Origin of the sequence: Flavobacterium sp. RSP15 (assembly GCF_003968755.1) — a bacterium.
In the GTDB taxonomy this organism is placed as follows: domain Bacteria; phylum Bacteroidota; class Bacteroidia; order Flavobacteriales; family Flavobacteriaceae; genus Flavobacterium.
Genome location: NZ_RYDL01000012.1, coordinates 81,618 through 98,177, shown reverse-complemented (window position 1 = coordinate 98,177; position 16,560 = coordinate 81,618). Strand labels below are relative to the sequence as shown.

The 16,560-nt window shown below is 36.1% G+C and carries 12 protein-coding genes and 1 pseudogene; 6 read left to right on the top strand and 7 right to left on the bottom strand.

Annotated elements, in window-relative coordinates; all coding sequences use genetic code 11:
- Positions 1-280: 280 nt before the first annotated feature.
- Together EKM00_RS12230 and EKM00_RS12225 are read left to right on the top strand one after the other, a co-directional pair.
- Positions 281-1,744, top strand: a complete 1,464-nt coding sequence (locus EKM00_RS12230; protein WP_126516385.1) for an alanine/glycine:cation symporter family protein — start codon at positions 281-283, stop codon at positions 1,742-1,744.
- Positions 1,745-2,038: 294 nt separating this feature from the next.
- Positions 2,039-3,673 (top strand): ABC-F family ATP-binding cassette domain-containing protein, encoded by a 1,635-nt coding sequence (locus EKM00_RS12225; protein WP_126516384.1) that lies wholly within the window; start codon positions 2,039-2,041, stop codon positions 3,671-3,673.
- A 56-nt stretch (positions 3,674-3,729) separates the two neighbouring features.
- Here the strand turns inward: EKM00_RS12225 and EKM00_RS12220 are convergent, their stop codons facing one another.
- Complete coding sequence (locus tag EKM00_RS12220) at positions 3,730-4,014, bottom strand: GNAT family N-acetyltransferase (RefSeq protein WP_126454468.1); 285 nt, start codon at positions 4,012-4,014, stop codon at positions 3,730-3,732.
- A gap of 29 nt (positions 4,015-4,043) precedes the next feature.
- Positions 4,044-4,760, bottom strand: coding sequence for a pirin family protein (locus EKM00_RS12215; protein WP_126516383.1), 717 nt, complete (start codon positions 4,758-4,760; stop codon positions 4,044-4,046).
- 240 nt (positions 4,761-5,000) lie between these two features.
- On the opposite strand from EKM00_RS12215, the gene EKM00_RS12210 reads away from it, so the two are divergent.
- Positions 5,001-5,693 (top strand): alpha/beta hydrolase, encoded by a 693-nt coding sequence (locus EKM00_RS12210; protein ID WP_126516382.1) that lies wholly within the window; start codon positions 5,001-5,003, stop codon positions 5,691-5,693.
- 19 nt (positions 5,694-5,712) lie between these two features.
- Positions 5,713-6,606, top strand: coding sequence for a lytic transglycosylase domain-containing protein (locus tag EKM00_RS12205; protein WP_126454375.1), 894 nt, complete (start codon positions 5,713-5,715; stop codon positions 6,604-6,606).
- A gap of 286 nt (positions 6,607-6,892) precedes the next feature.
- On the opposite strand, the gene EKM00_RS12200 is transcribed toward EKM00_RS12205, so the two are convergent.
- Positions 6,893-7,408, bottom strand: a complete 516-nt coding sequence (locus tag EKM00_RS12200) for a DUF2892 domain-containing protein (protein ID WP_126454373.1) — start codon at positions 7,406-7,408, stop codon at positions 6,893-6,895.
- Positions 7,409-7,572: 164 nt separating this feature from the next.
- Between EKM00_RS12200 and rpmH the strand changes: the two genes are divergently transcribed.
- Both rpmH and carB read left to right on the top strand, forming a co-directional pair.
- Positions 7,573-7,734 (top strand): 50S ribosomal protein L34, encoded by a 162-nt coding sequence (rpmH, locus tag EKM00_RS12195; RefSeq protein ID WP_007136275.1) that lies wholly within the window; start codon positions 7,573-7,575, stop codon positions 7,732-7,734.
- A gap of 157 nt (positions 7,735-7,891) precedes the next feature.
- Positions 7,892-10,744, top strand: coding sequence for a carbamoyl-phosphate synthase large subunit (carB, locus tag EKM00_RS12190; protein ID WP_126516381.1), 2,853 nt, complete (start codon positions 7,892-7,894; stop codon positions 10,742-10,744).
- A 225-nt stretch (positions 10,745-10,969) separates the two neighbouring features.
- Here the strand turns inward: carB and EKM00_RS12185 are convergent, their stop codons facing one another.
- The 4 genes and pseudogenes from EKM00_RS12185 to EKM00_RS14990 form a co-directional block, all read right to left on the bottom strand.
- Positions 10,970-13,405, bottom strand: coding sequence for a zinc-dependent metalloprotease (locus tag EKM00_RS12185; RefSeq protein WP_126516380.1), 2,436 nt, complete (start codon positions 13,403-13,405; stop codon positions 10,970-10,972).
- Positions 13,406-13,624: 219 nt separating this feature from the next.
- Positions 13,625-15,160 (bottom strand): M20/M25/M40 family metallo-hydrolase, encoded by a 1,536-nt coding sequence (locus EKM00_RS12180; protein WP_126516379.1) that lies wholly within the window; start codon positions 15,158-15,160, stop codon positions 13,625-13,627.
- Positions 15,161-15,527: 367 nt separating this feature from the next.
- Complete coding sequence (locus tag EKM00_RS14995) at positions 15,528-15,746, bottom strand: GDCCVxC domain-containing (seleno)protein (protein WP_233592292.1); 219 nt, start codon at positions 15,744-15,746, stop codon at positions 15,528-15,530.
- Positions 15,747-15,845: 99 nt separating this feature from the next.
- Positions 15,846-16,085: pseudogene (locus tag EKM00_RS14990) on the bottom strand (MerC family mercury resistance protein); the annotation flags it as partial.
- Positions 16,086-16,560 lie beyond the last annotated feature (475 nt).

Sequence of the window (16,560 nt, the reverse complement as noted above, 5' to 3'; positions counted from 1 at the left end):
TGCAAAAACGTTTTTGCAAGTGTTTAATTAAATATTTTTATCTAATAATCTGTATCGGTTATTCAGGACAAGACAAATAAAAATGGATTCTTTATAAAAACAAGAAAAAGAGAATGGATACATCCTTTTTTCAATACAAATAAGACGCTGTTTCAGCCGTTGGTTTTAAGTGGATTAAGAGTTTATTTGGGTTTTAGAGGGCTCTTAGTTAGTTTTCTTTGGCTTAATGTTATAGTTTTATAAAAATTAATTGGTCGGATTATTAATATAAATGGAATATATGGAAGAGATTGTTGGAATGATAAATGAAATAGTTTGGAGTACGCCTTTAATAATTTTATGTTTAGGAACGGGGCTTTATTTCTCTATTCGGACTCGTTTTCTTCAACTGCGGCACATTAAGGAAATGTTTCGTTTGCTGTTTGATGGCAAAAGTTCAGAATCTGGTGTTTCGTCTTTTCAAGCGTTATCCATGTCTTTGGCCGGCAGGGTTGGTACGGGAAATATTGCCGGAGTGGCTACAGCAATAACCTTTGGTGGTCCGGGTGCTTTATTTTGGATGTGGATGGTTGCTTTTTTGGGTGCGAGTACCGCATTTGTAGAGGCGACTCTTGCGCAAATTTACAAAGAAAAACATTTGGGACAGTTTCGAGGAGGTCCTGCTTTTTATATCGAAAGAGGCTTGGGTGTTAAGTGGTTTGCCATCTTGTTTGCTATAGTTTCTATTATTTCTGCAGGAATCTTGCTGCCCGGTATTCAGTCCAATTCGGTTGCTGAAGGTTTAGAGAATGCCTTCAATCTTGATACTAGAATTACCGCCGTTGTTGTTGCTCTTGTGTTTGGAGCGATTATTTTTGGTGGGGTAAAAAGAATTGCAAAAGTGACTGAGATCGTGGTTCCTATCATGGCCATGGGTTATATTTTGCTTGTAGTTGTGATAATAGGGATGAACTTTAGCGAGCTACCGGGCGTTATTTCTTTGGTTTTTACAAGTGCTTTTAATCAGGAAGCCGGATTTGGAGCCGTTATTGGATTGGCAATTCAGTGGGGTGTAAAGAGAGGACTTTATTCTAATGAAGCGGGACAGGGTACTGCACCGCATATTGCCGCTGCTGCAAATGTGTCGCATCCGGTAAAACAAGGCTTAGTGCAATCTTTTTCAGTTTATATAGATACATTATTGATTTGTAGTGCAACCGGTTTTATGTTGCTGATTACCGGTAGATATAATGTAGAAAATCCGGTCTTAGGTACAAATGGGGCCACTGAATTTTTGTACGAGGGAGCGCAAAATGTTACTGCTGGGACAGGCTATACACAGAGCGCTATGGATAGTGTTTTTCCTGGCTTTGGCTCTTTCTTTGTGGCTATTGCGTTATTTTTCTTTGCTTTCACCACTATTTTGGCATATTACTATATTGCTGAAACTAATATTTCGTACTTGACCAGAAAGATAAATTCGCACATGTTCAATCGCGTGTTAAAAGTGGTGATGATACTAGTGGTTATGTATGGCTGTGTCAATGAAGCTAAATTGATTTGGAATATTGGTGATATTGGTGTGGGGATTATGGCTTGGTGTAATATTATTGCAATCCTGCTGTTGCAAAAGCCAGCTCTCGCAGCATTAAAAGATTACGAAAAACAAAAGAAAGAGGGTAAAAACCCGGTATTTAATCCACAGAAAATTGGTGTTATGAATGCGCCATTATGGGACGAGATCAATACAAATAAAGAAGCGTAAGTAAGTCGAAAGTTTAAAAGTCGTAAAGTCAAAAGAATTAACTTTAAGCAAAATAGCTTTAAATCAGATTGTTATATAATTTTATCCTGATTTTAAAATACGACATTATACCATGGTTATTACTTAGTTTGAGTATTTCTTTTTAAAAGCTTGCAGGACCAGAATTTTTATTCTCTTTCTGCAAGCTTTTATTTTATAGTAAACAGAGTACTTAATTAATCTATCTTTGCACTTTTAAAAAATCGTTTAATTGATTTAACCGATTAACCGAATTACCAAATCAACAAATAAACAATGATTACAGTTAACGATATTTCCGTACAATTTGGTGGAACGACACTTTTTAGTGATGTTTCTTTTGCCATAAATGAGAATGATAAAATTGCCCTAATGGGCAAAAATGGAGCAGGAAAATCGACACTGCTTAAAATTATTGCGGGTCAAAGCAAGCCGTCAACCGGGAATATTTCAGCGCCAAAAGATGCCGTAGTGGCGTATTTGCCTCAGCATTTATTGACTACAGATGGCGCAACAGTGATGGAAGAAACTTCGAAAGCTTTTGGGGAGGTTTTTGGGATGAAAGCCGAAATCGATGCAATCAATGAGCAATTGACGATTCGCACCGATTATGAAAGTGATGCTTATATGAAATTGATCGAAAGAGTTTCTGACTTAAGCGAGAAATTTTATGCTATTGAAGAAGTAAATTATGAGGCCGAAGTGGAGAAAATCCTGCTTGGTCTGGGATTTGTTCGCGAAGATTTTGTCCGACAAACTACGGAATTTTCCGGAGGTTGGAGAATGCGAATTGAACTTGCCAAAATCCTTTTGCAAAAACCAGATTTAATTTTGCTGGATGAGCCTACCAATCACATGGATATTGAAAGTATTCAATGGTTAGAGGATTTCTTGATTAATTCCGCCAAAGCGGTTGTGGTTATTTCGCACGATAAAGCTTTTGTCGATAATATTACGAATCGCACCATCGAAGTTACAATGGGACGTATTTATGATTATAAAGCCAAGTATTCACATTATTTAGAACTCAGAAAAGACAGACGTGTGCATCAGCAAAAAGCGTATGACGAGCAACAGCGCATGATTGCGGATAACAGGACTTTTATTGATCGTTTTAAAGGAACTTTTTCTAAAACGGATGCTGTACAGTCCCGTGTAAAAATGTTAGAGAAACTCGTTATCGTTCAGGTAGATGAGGTAGATACTTCTGCTTTGAAACTAAAATTTCCACCAGCTGCTCGCTCCGGTCAATATCCCGTAATTGTAAAAGATTTATCAAAAGCGTATGGAGAGCATGTGGTTTTTTCGAATGCAAATATGGTGATCGAAAGAGGCGAAAAAGTGGCTTTTGTAGGGAAAAATGGAGAAGGAAAATCGACGATGATCAAAGCCATTATGAAACAAATCGAAATCAATGGTGGTAGTTTAGAAATTGGCCATAACGCCCAAATTGGTTATTTTGCTCAAAATCAAGCCTCTTTATTAAATGAAAATGCGACTATTTTTGAAACCATCGATGACATTGCCGTGGGGGATGTCCGAACTAAAATAAAAGATATTTTGGGGGCTTTTATGTTTCAGGGCGATGATGTAACCAAAAAAGTGAAAGTGCTTTCCGGAGGAGAGAAAACCCGTTTGGCAATGATTAAATTATTATTGGAACCGGTGAATTTATTGATTCTGGATGAGCCATCGAATCATTTGGACATGAAAACCAAAGACATCATCAAAGAGGCTTTGCGCGATTTTGATGGTACATTGATTATCGTTTCTCACGATAGGGATTTCTTAGACGGATTAGCCACTAAGGTTTTTGAGTTTGGAAACAAAAGAGTAGTGGAACATTTTGAGGATATTGCGGGTTTCCTAGCGCACAAAAAAATGGACAGTATGCGAGAGATAGAGAAGTAATCGCTTGAAAATCTCCATAAAAAAGAGGCTGTATTCAAGAATATAGCCTCTTTTTTTTAGAGTCTGATTCCCGGAGGAAGCAACTCTTTGTAAATAGGGTTCTTTTTAAAAAAAACAACTATTTTTGGAAGGATAGGAACAACTTTAAATTTTCGTTCTATTGCAATTTCCATGATGTTTTTTAGAAATTTAGAAATGAATTCTTCATCTTCAAAGGATTCCGGTACATTTATTTTTGTCAAAAATATTTTTTTCTCCTGAAACGAATATTCAACAGTAACTAATCCTTCGTCGACCATAGTTTCAAATTGTCTTGCAAAAGTGTTGTCTTTGATTTCCATAGTGATTGCTGCCTCCATAATAATTAACGCTAATTCATTGGTACCTCTACCAAAAGTATTTTTGATTTGGTAATAATCTTGATTTCAAATGCCTCAAAATCGGTTATTCCCATGGCATCTCTTGCCTTCAAAACATGGTTGTTAACTTCTATTTCGCCTTCGATTAAAAATAAGTACACACCGTTATTAGGAATTCGAACCTGATAGGTCGAACAAGTATTGCTGTCAAAAATTCCTAAATGAAAAAAGGTTTTCTGGTAAACCCAAAGTGCATTGCCATCATTCATATCATTTGGCGAAACGATATTTACAAAGGTATTGATTTGATTCTCAATATCAAATGATTTTTGGTCGTATCTTGGTGTAACTTCTTCTTTGTCAGGAAAGACCCAAAGCTGTAGCGTTTTGGCTGCGTCGATGTGGCTTGCGTTCATTTCAGAATGTTCTACTCCAGTCCCGGCACTCATTACCTGAACTTCTCCAAAACCAATGACACCGATGTTTCCCATGCTGTCACGATGTTTCAAGCCGCCTTCAAGAGGAATGGTGATAATTTCCATGTTGGCATGACCGTGAGTCCCAAAACCCATTCCGCCCTTGATGATATCATCATTTAAAACACGTAACATTCCAAATTGCAAACGTTCCGGATTGAAATAATTTCCAAAAGAAAAAGAAAAATTGGCTTTTAGCCAGCCAAAATCAGCTTTGCCCCTAGTGTTTGATTCAAATAGTTGTGTAGTCATAAATTATTAATAAAATAAGATGATAAGTAATAACCATGGTATAATGTCATATTTTAAAATCAGGATAAAATTATGTAACAATCTGATTTAAAGCTATTTTGCTTAAAGTTAATTCTTTTGACTTTACGACTTTTAAACTTTCGACTTACTTAGTTACAGCAGGTTCCAATAAAAAAATTAATTTTATACAAAATTCGCTATAAAAAAGGGGAATGTTGTTATAAAATCGTTAAAACAATTATGAGTAAAATTCCAGTTTATTTAATGCCAGGATTAGCGGCAAGTACCGCTATTTTTGAACGAATTGCACTTCCGGAAGATCGTTTTGAGATCCATTTATTAGAGTGGGAGATTCCGTTGGACAATGAAGCGCTGATGGATTATGCCAATAGGATAGCTAAGAAAATCAAGCATAAAAATCCCGTTTTGATAGGCGTTTCATTTGGAGGTATTTTGGTTCAGGAAATCGCTAGATGTATAGCTGTCTCAAAAGTGATTATCATTTCGAGTGTCAAAAGTAATTTAGAATTTCCACGCCGATTAAAAATTGCTAAAACAACGAAGGCTTATAAGCTGATTCCTATGAGTTTGATTTTGAATCTGGAAAACCTGGCTAAATTTTCGTTTGGAGAAAAAGTGAATCAAAGATTAAAATTGTATAAAAAATTCCTTTCGGTTCGGGATATTCGCTATTTGAATTGGGCAGTAGAGCAGGTTGTTCTTTGGAACAGAACAGTTGCAGACCCAGAGGTGATTCATATTCATGGAGATATGGATGATGTGTTTCCTATAAAATATATTAAGAATTGTATCGTTGTAAAAGGAGGAACACATATTATGATTTTGAATAAATACAAATGGTTGAATGAAAATTTGCCTTCCATTATATTGGAAACCAAAAAAGAAGCAAACGCACTTTCGCAACTACTCTAAAGGCATAAAAAAAGAAAAGATGAAAGTAATGAATAAAGTGATTCTAGTGCTTACCGTAGTTTTTGCGAGTGGGATATTAGTTTTTGCCACTACAAATCCGGACGTTGAAAAAGTGTTAAAAAGAGAATCGACATCTTTTTTTCCTGAAAAACTGAATTTTTCAGGGGAAGCAACTCCGTTGAAAATAGCAGATGTCAAGGAACGATTTGACCGGGAATTACAGGTGAATGTCAATTTACATTCTTCTACAATTTTGGCAATAAAAAGAGCCAGTCGTGCTTTTTTAGTAATTGAGCCTATTCTAAAAAAGAACGGTATTCCGGATGATTTCAAATATTTGGCCGTCATTGAAAGTGGATTAGTGAATGTAGTTTCTCCGGCAGGGGCAAGGGGAATCTGGCAATTTATGCCGGAAACGGCCAAAGAACGCGGCATGGAAGTCAATGAAAATGTGGATGAGCGTTACGATCTTGAGAAATCAACCCAGGCAGCGTGCAGTTATTTTTTGAGTGCCAAAGGTAAATTTGGCAGTTGGACTTTGGCAGCAGCCTCGTATAATGGTGGAATGACAGGAGTAAACAAACAAATTGAGATTCAAAAAGTATCGAATTATTATGATTTGTTGCTTACCGAAGAAACATCCCGCTATGTTTTCAGAATTTTAGCCTTGAAAGAAATTATGGAAAATCCAGAAAAATACAATTTTAGGATTGCTCCCGAAGAATTATACGTAACGCTGCCCACTCGGAAAATAGAAATTGACAGTTCGATTGCAGATTTAGCTGATTTTGCAAAAAGCCAAGGGATTAACTATAAGATTTTGAAAATTCATAATCCTTGGCTTAGAGAAACAAAATTAATAAATGATACCGGTAAGAAATACCAAATCGATATTCCGTTAAAAGGATATTAACTAATTTTTTTGAACCATATAAGGCATTTAAGAAAATAGGAATGTCCTCAAAGTGTGCCAAGCATTTTTTTGCCACAGATTTCAAAGATATGTACAGATTTTATTTTGTATTTAAGAAATCAGTTGAATCTTTTTAATCTGTGGCTAATTTTATCAATTTAGTATTAATAACGGATATTGATATAAGAAAACATGAAGCAGTTTTATTCCAAAAATTAGGATATAAACCAAAGAAAAAAGGTCAAATGTTATATCCATTTGACCTTTTTTTTGATAAGTATAAAAACTATATTTTCTTCATTTGTTGTTTCATCATAGTAATCTGCTCTTTCAGCATATTCTGTTTGTCTAATTTTTTGGCTTCGTTCAATAGCGTAGTGGCTTCAAGTTTACGACGACGTGTCATGGCAACTCCGGCCAGATTCAATTTGGCTACAGCCAAGTCCATGTCCATTGATAATCCGAGTTCAATGGCTTTCTTAAAATATTTCTCTGCTTGATTGATATTCGTTTGCGAAAGCATAATTCCGTGTAAATAGTTAAAATAGCCCTGTTGTTTTTGTATCAAAGCCGTTTCCGGATTTTTGATGTACGCCAACCATTTTTTGGCACCTTCAAAATCTTGTTTTCGTAGTTTTAAGAAGGCTAATAGGATGAATTCGTTTTTGAAGTACAAGAAAATGGGAATTCCGGATAGCAATACAAGGAAAATCCCATTACCGATATTGCCTTCTGTAAATTGCCAAATGCCAGTAGCTATGATAAGTCCGGCGATAATAAGTTTAATATTTCTGTGAAACATAGTGTGTTTAATTTAAGATCACAAATATAGTAAAATGAATTGAAAATATTTTTACAAAACTACTTGTGAGAAAAAAAAGTCTTTGTATATTTGCACTCGGTTTTAGAATAACAGTTATTCAAAAATAGGAAGACATATAAATAAGATTTTAAAGATACAAAGCAATGAGCAAAAGAACGTTTCAACCATCGAAAAGAAAAAGAAGAAATAAGCACGGATTTATGGACAGAATGGCTTCTGCTAATGGAAGAAAAGTTCTTGCGCGTAGAAGAGCTAAAGGAAGACATAAATTGACTGTTTCTTGCGAACCAAGACACAAAAAATAATGTTTGTATAAACATAAATAAGGCGTTACTTTTTTTAGTATCGCCTTTTTTTATACCTATTCGTTAAAAAATGTTTAAGATTTACAGTTAAAAGATTTGAGTTCAGTAATTTTAATCTTTTCAAAACAACAACTACACAACACTATAATTACACACAATGCCAAAAGATACATCCATAAAATCAGTTTTAATAATAGGTTCAGGTCCTATTGTTATTGGTCAAGCATGCGAATTTGATTATGCGGGATCGCAATCTGCACGTTCTATTCGTGAAGAAGGAATCGAAGTTATTTTGATCAATTCGAATCCGGCTACAATCATGACCGATCCTTCAATGGCGGATCATATTTATTTATTGCCTTTAACGACAAAATCGATTATTCAAATTTTAAAAGAACATCCTCAGATTGATGCAGTCCTGCCTACAATGGGAGGGCAAACGGCTTTAAATCTCTGTTTAGAAGCCGATGAAAAAGGGATTTGGCAGGATTTTGGTGTGAAATTAATTGGGGTGGATGTTAACGCTATTAACATTACTGAAGACAGAGAACAGTTCAAACAACTGCTTAAGAAAATCGGTGTGCCATCTGCTCCAGCAGAAATATGTACGTCTTATCTGAGAGGAAAAGAAATTGCGCAAGAATTTGGTTTTCCATTAGTAATTCGTCCTTCGTTTACTTTAGGTGGAACAGGAGCGGCTATTGTTTATAAAAAAGAAGATTTTAATGAACTCTTAACTAGAGGTTTAGAAGCATCTCCTATTCATGAAGTCTTAATTGACAAGGCTTTAATGGGTTGGAAAGAATACGAATTGGAACTTTTGAGAGATAAAAACGATAATGTTGTTATTATTTGTTCTATCGAAAATATGGATCCAATGGGAATCCACACCGGTGATTCCATCACTGTGGCGCCAGCAATGACATTATCTGATTCGACATTTCAAAGAATGCGTGATTATGCAATCTTGATGATGAGAAGCATCGGAAACTTTGCCGGAGGTTGTAACGTGCAGTTTGCCGTTTCGCCGGACGATAAGGAAGACATCGTAGCGATTGAAATCAATCCTCGTGTGTCTCGTTCCTCTGCTTTGGCATCAAAAGCAACGGGATATCCTATTGCAAAAATCGCTTCCAAACTAGCTTTGGGGTACAACTTAGATGAACTGCAAAATCAAATTACCAAATCGACTTCGGCATTATTCGAACCAACTTTGGATTATGTGATTGTAAAAATTCCACGTTGGAACTTTGATAAATTCGAAGGTGCTGACAGAACGTTAGGACTTCAAATGAAATCTGTTGGGGAAGTAATGGGAATTGGACGTTCGTTCCAAGAAGCATTGCACAAAGCGACTCAATCTTTGGAAATTAAAAGAAATGGTCTGGGTGCTGACGGAAAAGGATATACTAACTACGAACAGATTATCGAGAAACTAACTTTTGCGAGTTGGGATCGTGTTTTTGTGATTTATGATGCTATCGCGATGGGAATTCCATTGAGTCGCATCCATGAAATCACTAAAATCGATATGTGGTTCCTGAAACAATACGAAGAGCTTTATACGTTGGAGAAAGAAGTCTCTACTTATAAAGTGGATTCTTTACCCAGAGAATTGCTATTAGAAGCCAAACAAAAAGGTTTCGCCGACAGACAAATTGCTCACATGGTAGGTTGCCTGGAAAGCCAGGTACATACGCTGCGAACTACAATGAACATCAATCGTGTATTCAAATTGGTGGATACGTGTGCGGCGGAATTCAAAGCAAAAACGCCTTATTATTACTCGACTTTTGAAGCCGAAATAGAAAAAGCAGACGGAACACGTTACGTTGACAATGAAAGTATTGTTACCGATAAAAAGAAAATAATCGTTCTTGGGTCAGGCCCAAATAGAATTGGACAAGGAATCGAATTTGATTATTCTTGTGTTCATGGTGTGTTAGCGGCTAAAGAATGTGGCTACGAAACGATTATGATCAACTGTAATCCGGAAACAGTTTCGACGGATTTTGATACGGCTGATAAATTGTATTTTGAACCGGTTTTCTGGGAGCATATTTACGATATTATCCAACACGAGAAACCAGAAGGCGTTATCGTGCAGTTAGGTGGACAAACGGCCTTGAAATTAGCCGAAAAATTGTCTAAATATGGCATTAAAATTATAGGAACGAGCTTTGATGCATTGGATCTAGCCGAAGACAGAGGTCGTTTCTCAGAATTGTTGACCGATTTAAAAATTCCTTTTCCACAATTTGGAATCGCTGAAACAGCGGATGAAGCTTCAGCTTTGGCGGATACTTTAGATTTTCCATTATTGATTCGTCCTTCGTATGTGTTGGGTGGTCAAGGAATGAAAATTGTAATCAACAAACAAGAACTGGAAGAGCACGTTATCAATTTATTGAAAACGATTCCAGGAAATAAATTGCTTTTAGACCATTATTTAGATGGCGCTATAGAAGCAGAGGCGGATGCGATTTGCGATGGAGAGAATGTGTACATCATAGGGATTATGGAGCACATCGAACCTTGCGGAGTGCACTCTGGAGATAGTAACGCGACTTTGCCACCGTTTAACTTAGGTGAATTTGTAATGCAACAAATAAAAGACCATACCAAAAATATTGCGTTGGCTTTGAGAACCGTTGGTTTAATCAACATTCAGTTTGCAATCAAAGATGATATCGTTTACATCATTGAAGCAAATCCTAGAGCGTCTCGTACGGTGCCGTTTATTGCAAAAGCATATGGAGAACCGTATGTGAACTATGCAACCAAAGTAATGTTAGGGCATAATAAAGTAACCGATTTTAAATTTAATCCGCAGTTGAAAGGATACGCTATCAAGCAACCGGTTTTCTCTTTCAGCAAGTTCCATAATGTGAACAAAGCATTAGGACCAGAAATGAAATCAACAGGAGAAAGCATCTTGTTTATTGATGATTTGAAAGACGATCAATTCTACGAATTATACTCTAGAAGAAAAATGTATTTGAGTAAGTAGAAAATTGAATTTGTTATATGTAAAAAGCCCCGTTTGGGGCTTTTTTTGTATACATCATTACTTTAAAACAGAATCACGATAGCATTCCCAATGACTTTAACTCAATTGTTTTAATAACTACACTTCGACTTTGCTTCCTGCTGAATCGAAACTTTGGTTTGCCTTCATCCTAAGAAGTGTTAAGAACAAATGGTACCGAACAGGTTAGTGGTCATGAATTACATTCTAATTTTCATTCGTACCGCATCCTATAGGAGCTCCTGGAGGTGCTGTTTGATGCAAAGTCGCTTTTGCTTTTTCGGGTGATTTAATCCGCTCTAGTGTTAGAAGTAAATATCCTTTTTGAGTATTGTTCTTAGTTTTTTTAAGTTGGGCTGTCACCTTCGTTTTGAGGTCGTCTATTGCTTTTAATAGTCCAGCTTTTGTGGCAAAGGAGGCACTATCATTCACGGAAACCGCAAGCAAATAGGTCAACAGCATTTGTTCGTTTTGTTGTTGTATCAATCCTTCTAATCCTACTGATTTTTGGCCGTTCCAAAGTTTAGTAGTAAGGACTTGAATCATATCATCAATTCCAAGACCGCCATTTTCTGCTTGATATTCTACTAACCGGTTGAGTCGACTGGTATTGAATAAAAAAGAAAGTGGAATATCAGCGGCGGCCTCAGCAGCGGCTAATGGATCAAAAGCTAGACCGGTTTTGCGGTTAAATAGTTCTCGATCATAGTCATAATTAGCTGGACGAGGCGGAATTAATTTTATGATACGTTCTGGCAGTGCTAGTACTTTTGGATCCATACAATCCACAACAGCATTTAAAGCATTAAGTTGCTCTTCCTTAGTTACTGATTTAGTCACCATTTGCCCATCACCCTTTATGGCATAAGAATAATATTGTCCACCTATCACTTTAGTAGCAGCCTCAACTTGATAGCGGTGAAAAAGATAGACCGGTACTAATACATCTTCCAGCATAGCCATTGGAGTGCCTTTGCGAATGTTGTTTTCTCCAAATTTAGACAGTGCTTTTGCTCGAATTTGCATGACCCTTTTTAGTTCAGTCACAGGATCATTTCCAGTATCCCACAAGTTAGCATTGGGATGTAGTCCGCCAGCATCGCGAGCATCTCGATCGGATATAAAGGTGAGTCCTTTTTTAGTGGCATCAGTTAATAGATTGTCTAATGCAACTGCTTCATCGGTTCCATTAGGGAATTGTTTATACCCATATTGAATACTGACTTTGTCCCAATCTCCAATTTCATTGGTGTACGCATTAGAGAGATCTATTTCGTCATTACTGTTTAGGGTAGCCATAGGCGGTGGATAATCCATAACACTGGATCTATTTTGTGAACTTGAAATATAGTTATGCATTAGTCCTAGCGTATGTCCAACTTCGTGAACGGCCAATTGTTTTAAGCGTTGCAGGGCCATTTGTAACATTTTATTATCAGCGGGTAAATCGCCATTTTCAAAAGGTGCAAGCAATCCCTGCGCAATAAGATAGTCTTGGCGAACACGTAAGGAACCTAAGCTAACATTTCCCTTTAGAATTTCACCAGTTCTGGGATCAGCAATGGAGTAGCCATAACTCCAGCCTCTGGTAGAACGGTGGACCCAGTTAATCACATTGTAACGAAGATCCATTGGATCAGCACCTTCTGGTAAAATTTTTATCTGAAAAGCATTTATAAATCCAGCCGATTCAAAAGCTTGATTCCACCAGCTAGCACCCTCTAATAAAGCACTACGTATAGGTTCTGGAATGCCATTGTCTAAGTAGTAAATTATGGGTTTAACGGCTTCACTTCGGTCAGCCAAAGGATCTTTTTTCTCTAGTCGATGCCTATTAATAAAGTTTTTTTGAATAGGCTCTGAAATGGGAGTGCTGTAATCAAAATAAGAATTAGTATTGTAAGGGGAGCGCGCATCATAGGTACGAGTTTTAAAATTACTGTCAGGCAACTCAACAAACGAATGATGAATCCGTAGGCTAATGGCTTCACTAGCAGGTGTTACTGCATTGACATAAGCACCAGATTTCCCGCTGTTATTAACAAAGGTCATCGTAGTTTCAAATTCAGAATTCATGGGAAAGTTTTTTGTACGATCTAAGTATAAGGCACTGCGTGTTTCGTCGAGCGCGTAGGTGCCTTGGCTATTTGTTTGTAGAATAGCGCTAATTTTTAAAGCATCACGCATGAAAAAAGAGGTGGCATCTACTAAAACGCTTCCGCTAGTTTCGGCAGCAACTGTAAATCCCCATAATATTGATTGTGCAAAGGATTGTTCAACAGCTCTCTTTTCGGCGGCATCATTCGTTATGGCTCGATAGGAATAGTTGGGTTGAATCATTAAAATTTTGTTTCCAACCCGACTAAATTTCACAATAGACGTTGCGCCCAATTTGCCTCGGTCGAGTCCAATATCATTTGATCCCAAACCAGCTGGAATAGCGGTTTGATACAAGAATTCCTTGTCAAATTTATCAATTTGCAGCCATATTTTACCCGTAGTTTCATCCCAATAAAAAGGTTTGTAGCCATTGTAAACTTTCATTGTTTTTGTTTTTTCGGCAATGGATACTGTTTGTGCCTTTGCGTAAAAGGGAATAAAAAAGAGTAGCAAAAAAGAGCGAAGTACATATAATTTAATCATAATTTTTTTTTATTGTTCAATACCGTTTTTGTATAAGTGCTTGAAAATCATTTTTATAAATGAATATAGCTTGTCGTAATTTAAATTCTTTGGTTAGTTTTTTCATATTGGGTTTTTTGATAAAATAAAATTATTTTAAAGAGAAGACTTTGGTTGGAATTAGGATTTAAAACAATTTTTACTATATTTTTTTAAAATAATGGTAATATACCGTTAGACCTATTTCATCAGCATTAACGACCCCATAGTTTCTATGCCATCAAACAAATTTTGAAGTCGAATGTTTTCATTTTCTGCATGCTGGTTGTTGTCATGATTCGCTATTGGAACGGAAATGGTGTTTGTTTTTAGATATTTTTCAAATAAATATAACGGTAGACTTCCTCCCATAGTTGGTTGCAGTACAACTTGGTCTTTTGTTGTGGCTTCAACTGCAGAAATCACCTTTTTGACAATTGCTAAGTCCATGGAGGTGCGTTGTGCATTTATTCCATTTTTATCGCGAATAACTTTTATAATTTTTGGGTACAAATTTCTTTCTTCATCTGTAGGTTCGTTACTTGTGACGAAGTAGCCTTGTTTTATTATATGATCAATTACTTTTTGTTGTTGTCTTTCCCAGTCGTTCCCTAATACTAACCTCAGGTCTATAACAGCGGTAGCAGTAGTTGGAATTTGATTTGAGGCCATTTTGCCTACGTTACCACTTTGCATACCATTTATGTTTAAAGAGGGCAGGTTGATCGATTCGCTTAATGTTTTATCTCGCATTTCAGCACTATTTATACCAAGCTCAGTTTTCATCTGTTCGTCAACAGAAGGAACTGTCAATAATGCTTTATTCTCTGATGGTGTTAATGGTATTACATCATCATAAAACCCCTTTATCGTCACGCGACCATTGTTATCTTTCATTGATGCTAATACCTGTGCTAGCATCATCGCAGGGTTTGGAGCCCAATTACCATAATGTCCGCTATGTAATGGTCTTTTTGAGGCATATACCGTAAAGTAAAGGTTTGTATCTCCTCTAACACCAAAATAAATTTGCTTTTTCCCAGACTGATGTACCGGTCCGTCGCATATTATCCATAAATCGGATTGTAAAAGGGCTTCGTTCTCTTGTAGGATTTCATCTAGGTGTGTTGAGCCCTTTTCCTCTTCTCCTTCAAAAAAGAATTTAAGATTGTAACTCGGTTTTAAGCCGCTTTTATTGATGGCGTCGTAAGCATTTATAATAGCATCAACTCCTGCTTTGTCATCGGAAGCACTTCTGGCATATATTCTCCATTCGTTATTGTATTTTCCATCTAAAGGGAAAGGAATGTTACTGCCGTTTTTATCAATAGCTGCCGTATATAACTTTGGGATAAAAGGACTCAGATTTTGATTCCATTGTTCAGGATTTACAGGTTGGCCGTCGTAATGGGCATAGAAAATCAATGTTGTCTTTGCACCCGGTATAAGAACTTCACCGTAAACGGCTGGCGGAATATTTTTAGTTTTTCCATGTAATAACTGCACATTTTTGATACCTTTTCGATTCATCATTGACATGATGAAATCAGCATTTTTACGAAGGCTTAATGGCTCTGATGCTACGTTAGGGATACTTAAAAATTCTGAGAATTCAGTAATAATTTCGTTTGCGTTCTTTTGTGTGTATTTTTTTATTTTTAAACTTTCTACTGATTGTGCGTTAACTAGTTGTATAGTCAAAATCAAGAGTGGAATAATTAGATTAAGCTTTGTCATATAAAATAGGATTAGTTAAGTATTTAGAATATTAATTTTGCGGGCGGCTGTTACCAAATATATATAAATTTTTCCTGCTTTTGGGTCCCTATAACCAGGATAGGCGGATTTGTAATCCGTGCCCGTAAATAATATCATAATAATTCTAATAAAACCACTTCTAATTCACTCTCTAAACTGGCATAATTTCTTGCTGAATCATTCTCCTTAGGGGCTCGGATTGCAAATCCGTCCGAAGGGTCGGGATTCTCCCGTAATAAGGGGATGGGATGGACTGTATAAAACGAGTTTTATTGTTAGTGCCACGCCACGCCACATAACTCTAACTGTTGAAAGAAGGACTAATTTATTTCATTTATTCTTGTTTTTAGCAACATCTTGTTCCAACTTGAATTGGTGGACATTTCACACTTCCGTAACTACAATATACGCAGCAATCTCCTTCTAATGGTCGCAATATTGTTTTACAATTTTCACACTCGTAGAAAAATTCACAAGCATTTGTCGGCATCATTTCGTCTTTTTTGTATCCACATTTCGGACAAATGATTGTCGATTTCAATTCAACAGTTTTTCCTTCATATATTCCACAAGTTTTACAATTTCCGTATATTTTATTTTGATAATAATTTCCAATTGTTGCGATAAAAAGTCCAAACATTCCTGCATAAATTAAATAAGTTGAATTTTCAGATTTACTCAAATAATATCCGGAAAATATAATTATTCCGCTCGAAATTGCAATTAATAATGGATAGAAGTATTTATGTTTTCGATACGAAATATATATTCCGATAATTGAAATCAAAACCATTATTTGAAAAATCCACATTGTCCAACCTCCGAATAATTCTAAACTTCCAAGCCCAAGTGCTGATGCTCCAAATGCAAAAAAGAGGAAAACAACAAGGTGAGAAAATTGCAGTTAGAAAAAGTCCAAATGTTCCAAGTTTGTCAATATTATTTATAAGTTTAAATTTCATTTTTTTATTTTCTTTTTTTGACTTTTCTTTCGGTTTCTCTTTCGCGCAAGTCTTAGTGCCGAGGTCAGTTGTTTTTCCGATGGGTCTGGATAAAAACCTCCAAGCGAACTGTATTTTTGTAGTCACTGAGTGAATATAAGTAAGTCTAAAGTTTAAAAGTCGTAAAGTCAAAAGAATTAACTTTAAGTAAAACAGCTTTAAATCAGATTTTCACATGATTTTATCTTAATTTTAAAATACGACATTATACCATAGTTATTACTTATGTGATTTAAACTACACTAAAAATTCTTTTTTTTAAAACGGACTGTTTATTCATGAAATAAAATAAGTCACACAAAGTATTAAAAAACAACGACCAGCCCATTCTATATTATTTCAACAAACATCTTATGTTGTTGTAGCTTTATATTTTGT

What these genes read in the sequence shown, in the direction of transcription:
- EKM00_RS12205 (WP_126454375.1), top strand. Translation starts at nt 5,713, where the DNA reads ATGAAAGTAATGAATAAAGTGATTCTAGTGCTTACCGTAGTTTTTGCG.
- EKM00_RS12215 (WP_126516383.1), bottom strand. Translation starts at nt 4,760, where the DNA reads ATGACTACACAACTATTTGAATCAAACACTAGGGGCAAAGCTGATTTT.
- carB (WP_126516381.1), top strand. Translation starts at nt 7,892, where the DNA reads ATGCCAAAAGATACATCCATAAAATCAGTTTTAATAATAGGTTCAGGT.
- EKM00_RS12210 (WP_126516382.1), top strand. Translation starts at nt 5,001, where the DNA reads ATGAGTAAAATTCCAGTTTATTTAATGCCAGGATTAGCGGCAAGTACC.
- EKM00_RS12200 (WP_126454373.1), bottom strand. Translation starts at nt 7,408, where the DNA reads ATGTTTCACAGAAATATTAAACTTATTATCGCCGGACTTATCATAGCT.
- EKM00_RS12225 (WP_126516384.1), top strand. Translation starts at nt 2,039, where the DNA reads ATGATTACAGTTAACGATATTTCCGTACAATTTGGTGGAACGACACTT.
- EKM00_RS12185 (WP_126516380.1), bottom strand. Translation starts at nt 13,405, where the DNA reads ATGATTAAATTATATGTACTTCGCTCTTTTTTGCTACTCTTTTTTATT.
- rpmH (WP_007136275.1), top strand. Translation starts at nt 7,573, where the DNA reads ATGAGCAAAAGAACGTTTCAACCATCGAAAAGAAAAAGAAGAAATAAG.
- EKM00_RS12220 (WP_126454468.1), bottom strand. Translation starts at nt 4,014, where the DNA reads ATGGAAATCAAAGACAACACTTTTGCAAGACAATTTGAAACTATGGTC.
- EKM00_RS12230 (WP_126516385.1), top strand. Translation starts at nt 281, where the DNA reads ATGGAAGAGATTGTTGGAATGATAAATGAAATAGTTTGGAGTACGCCT.
- EKM00_RS12180 (WP_126516379.1), bottom strand. Translation starts at nt 15,160, where the DNA reads ATGACAAAGCTTAATCTAATTATTCCACTCTTGATTTTGACTATACAA.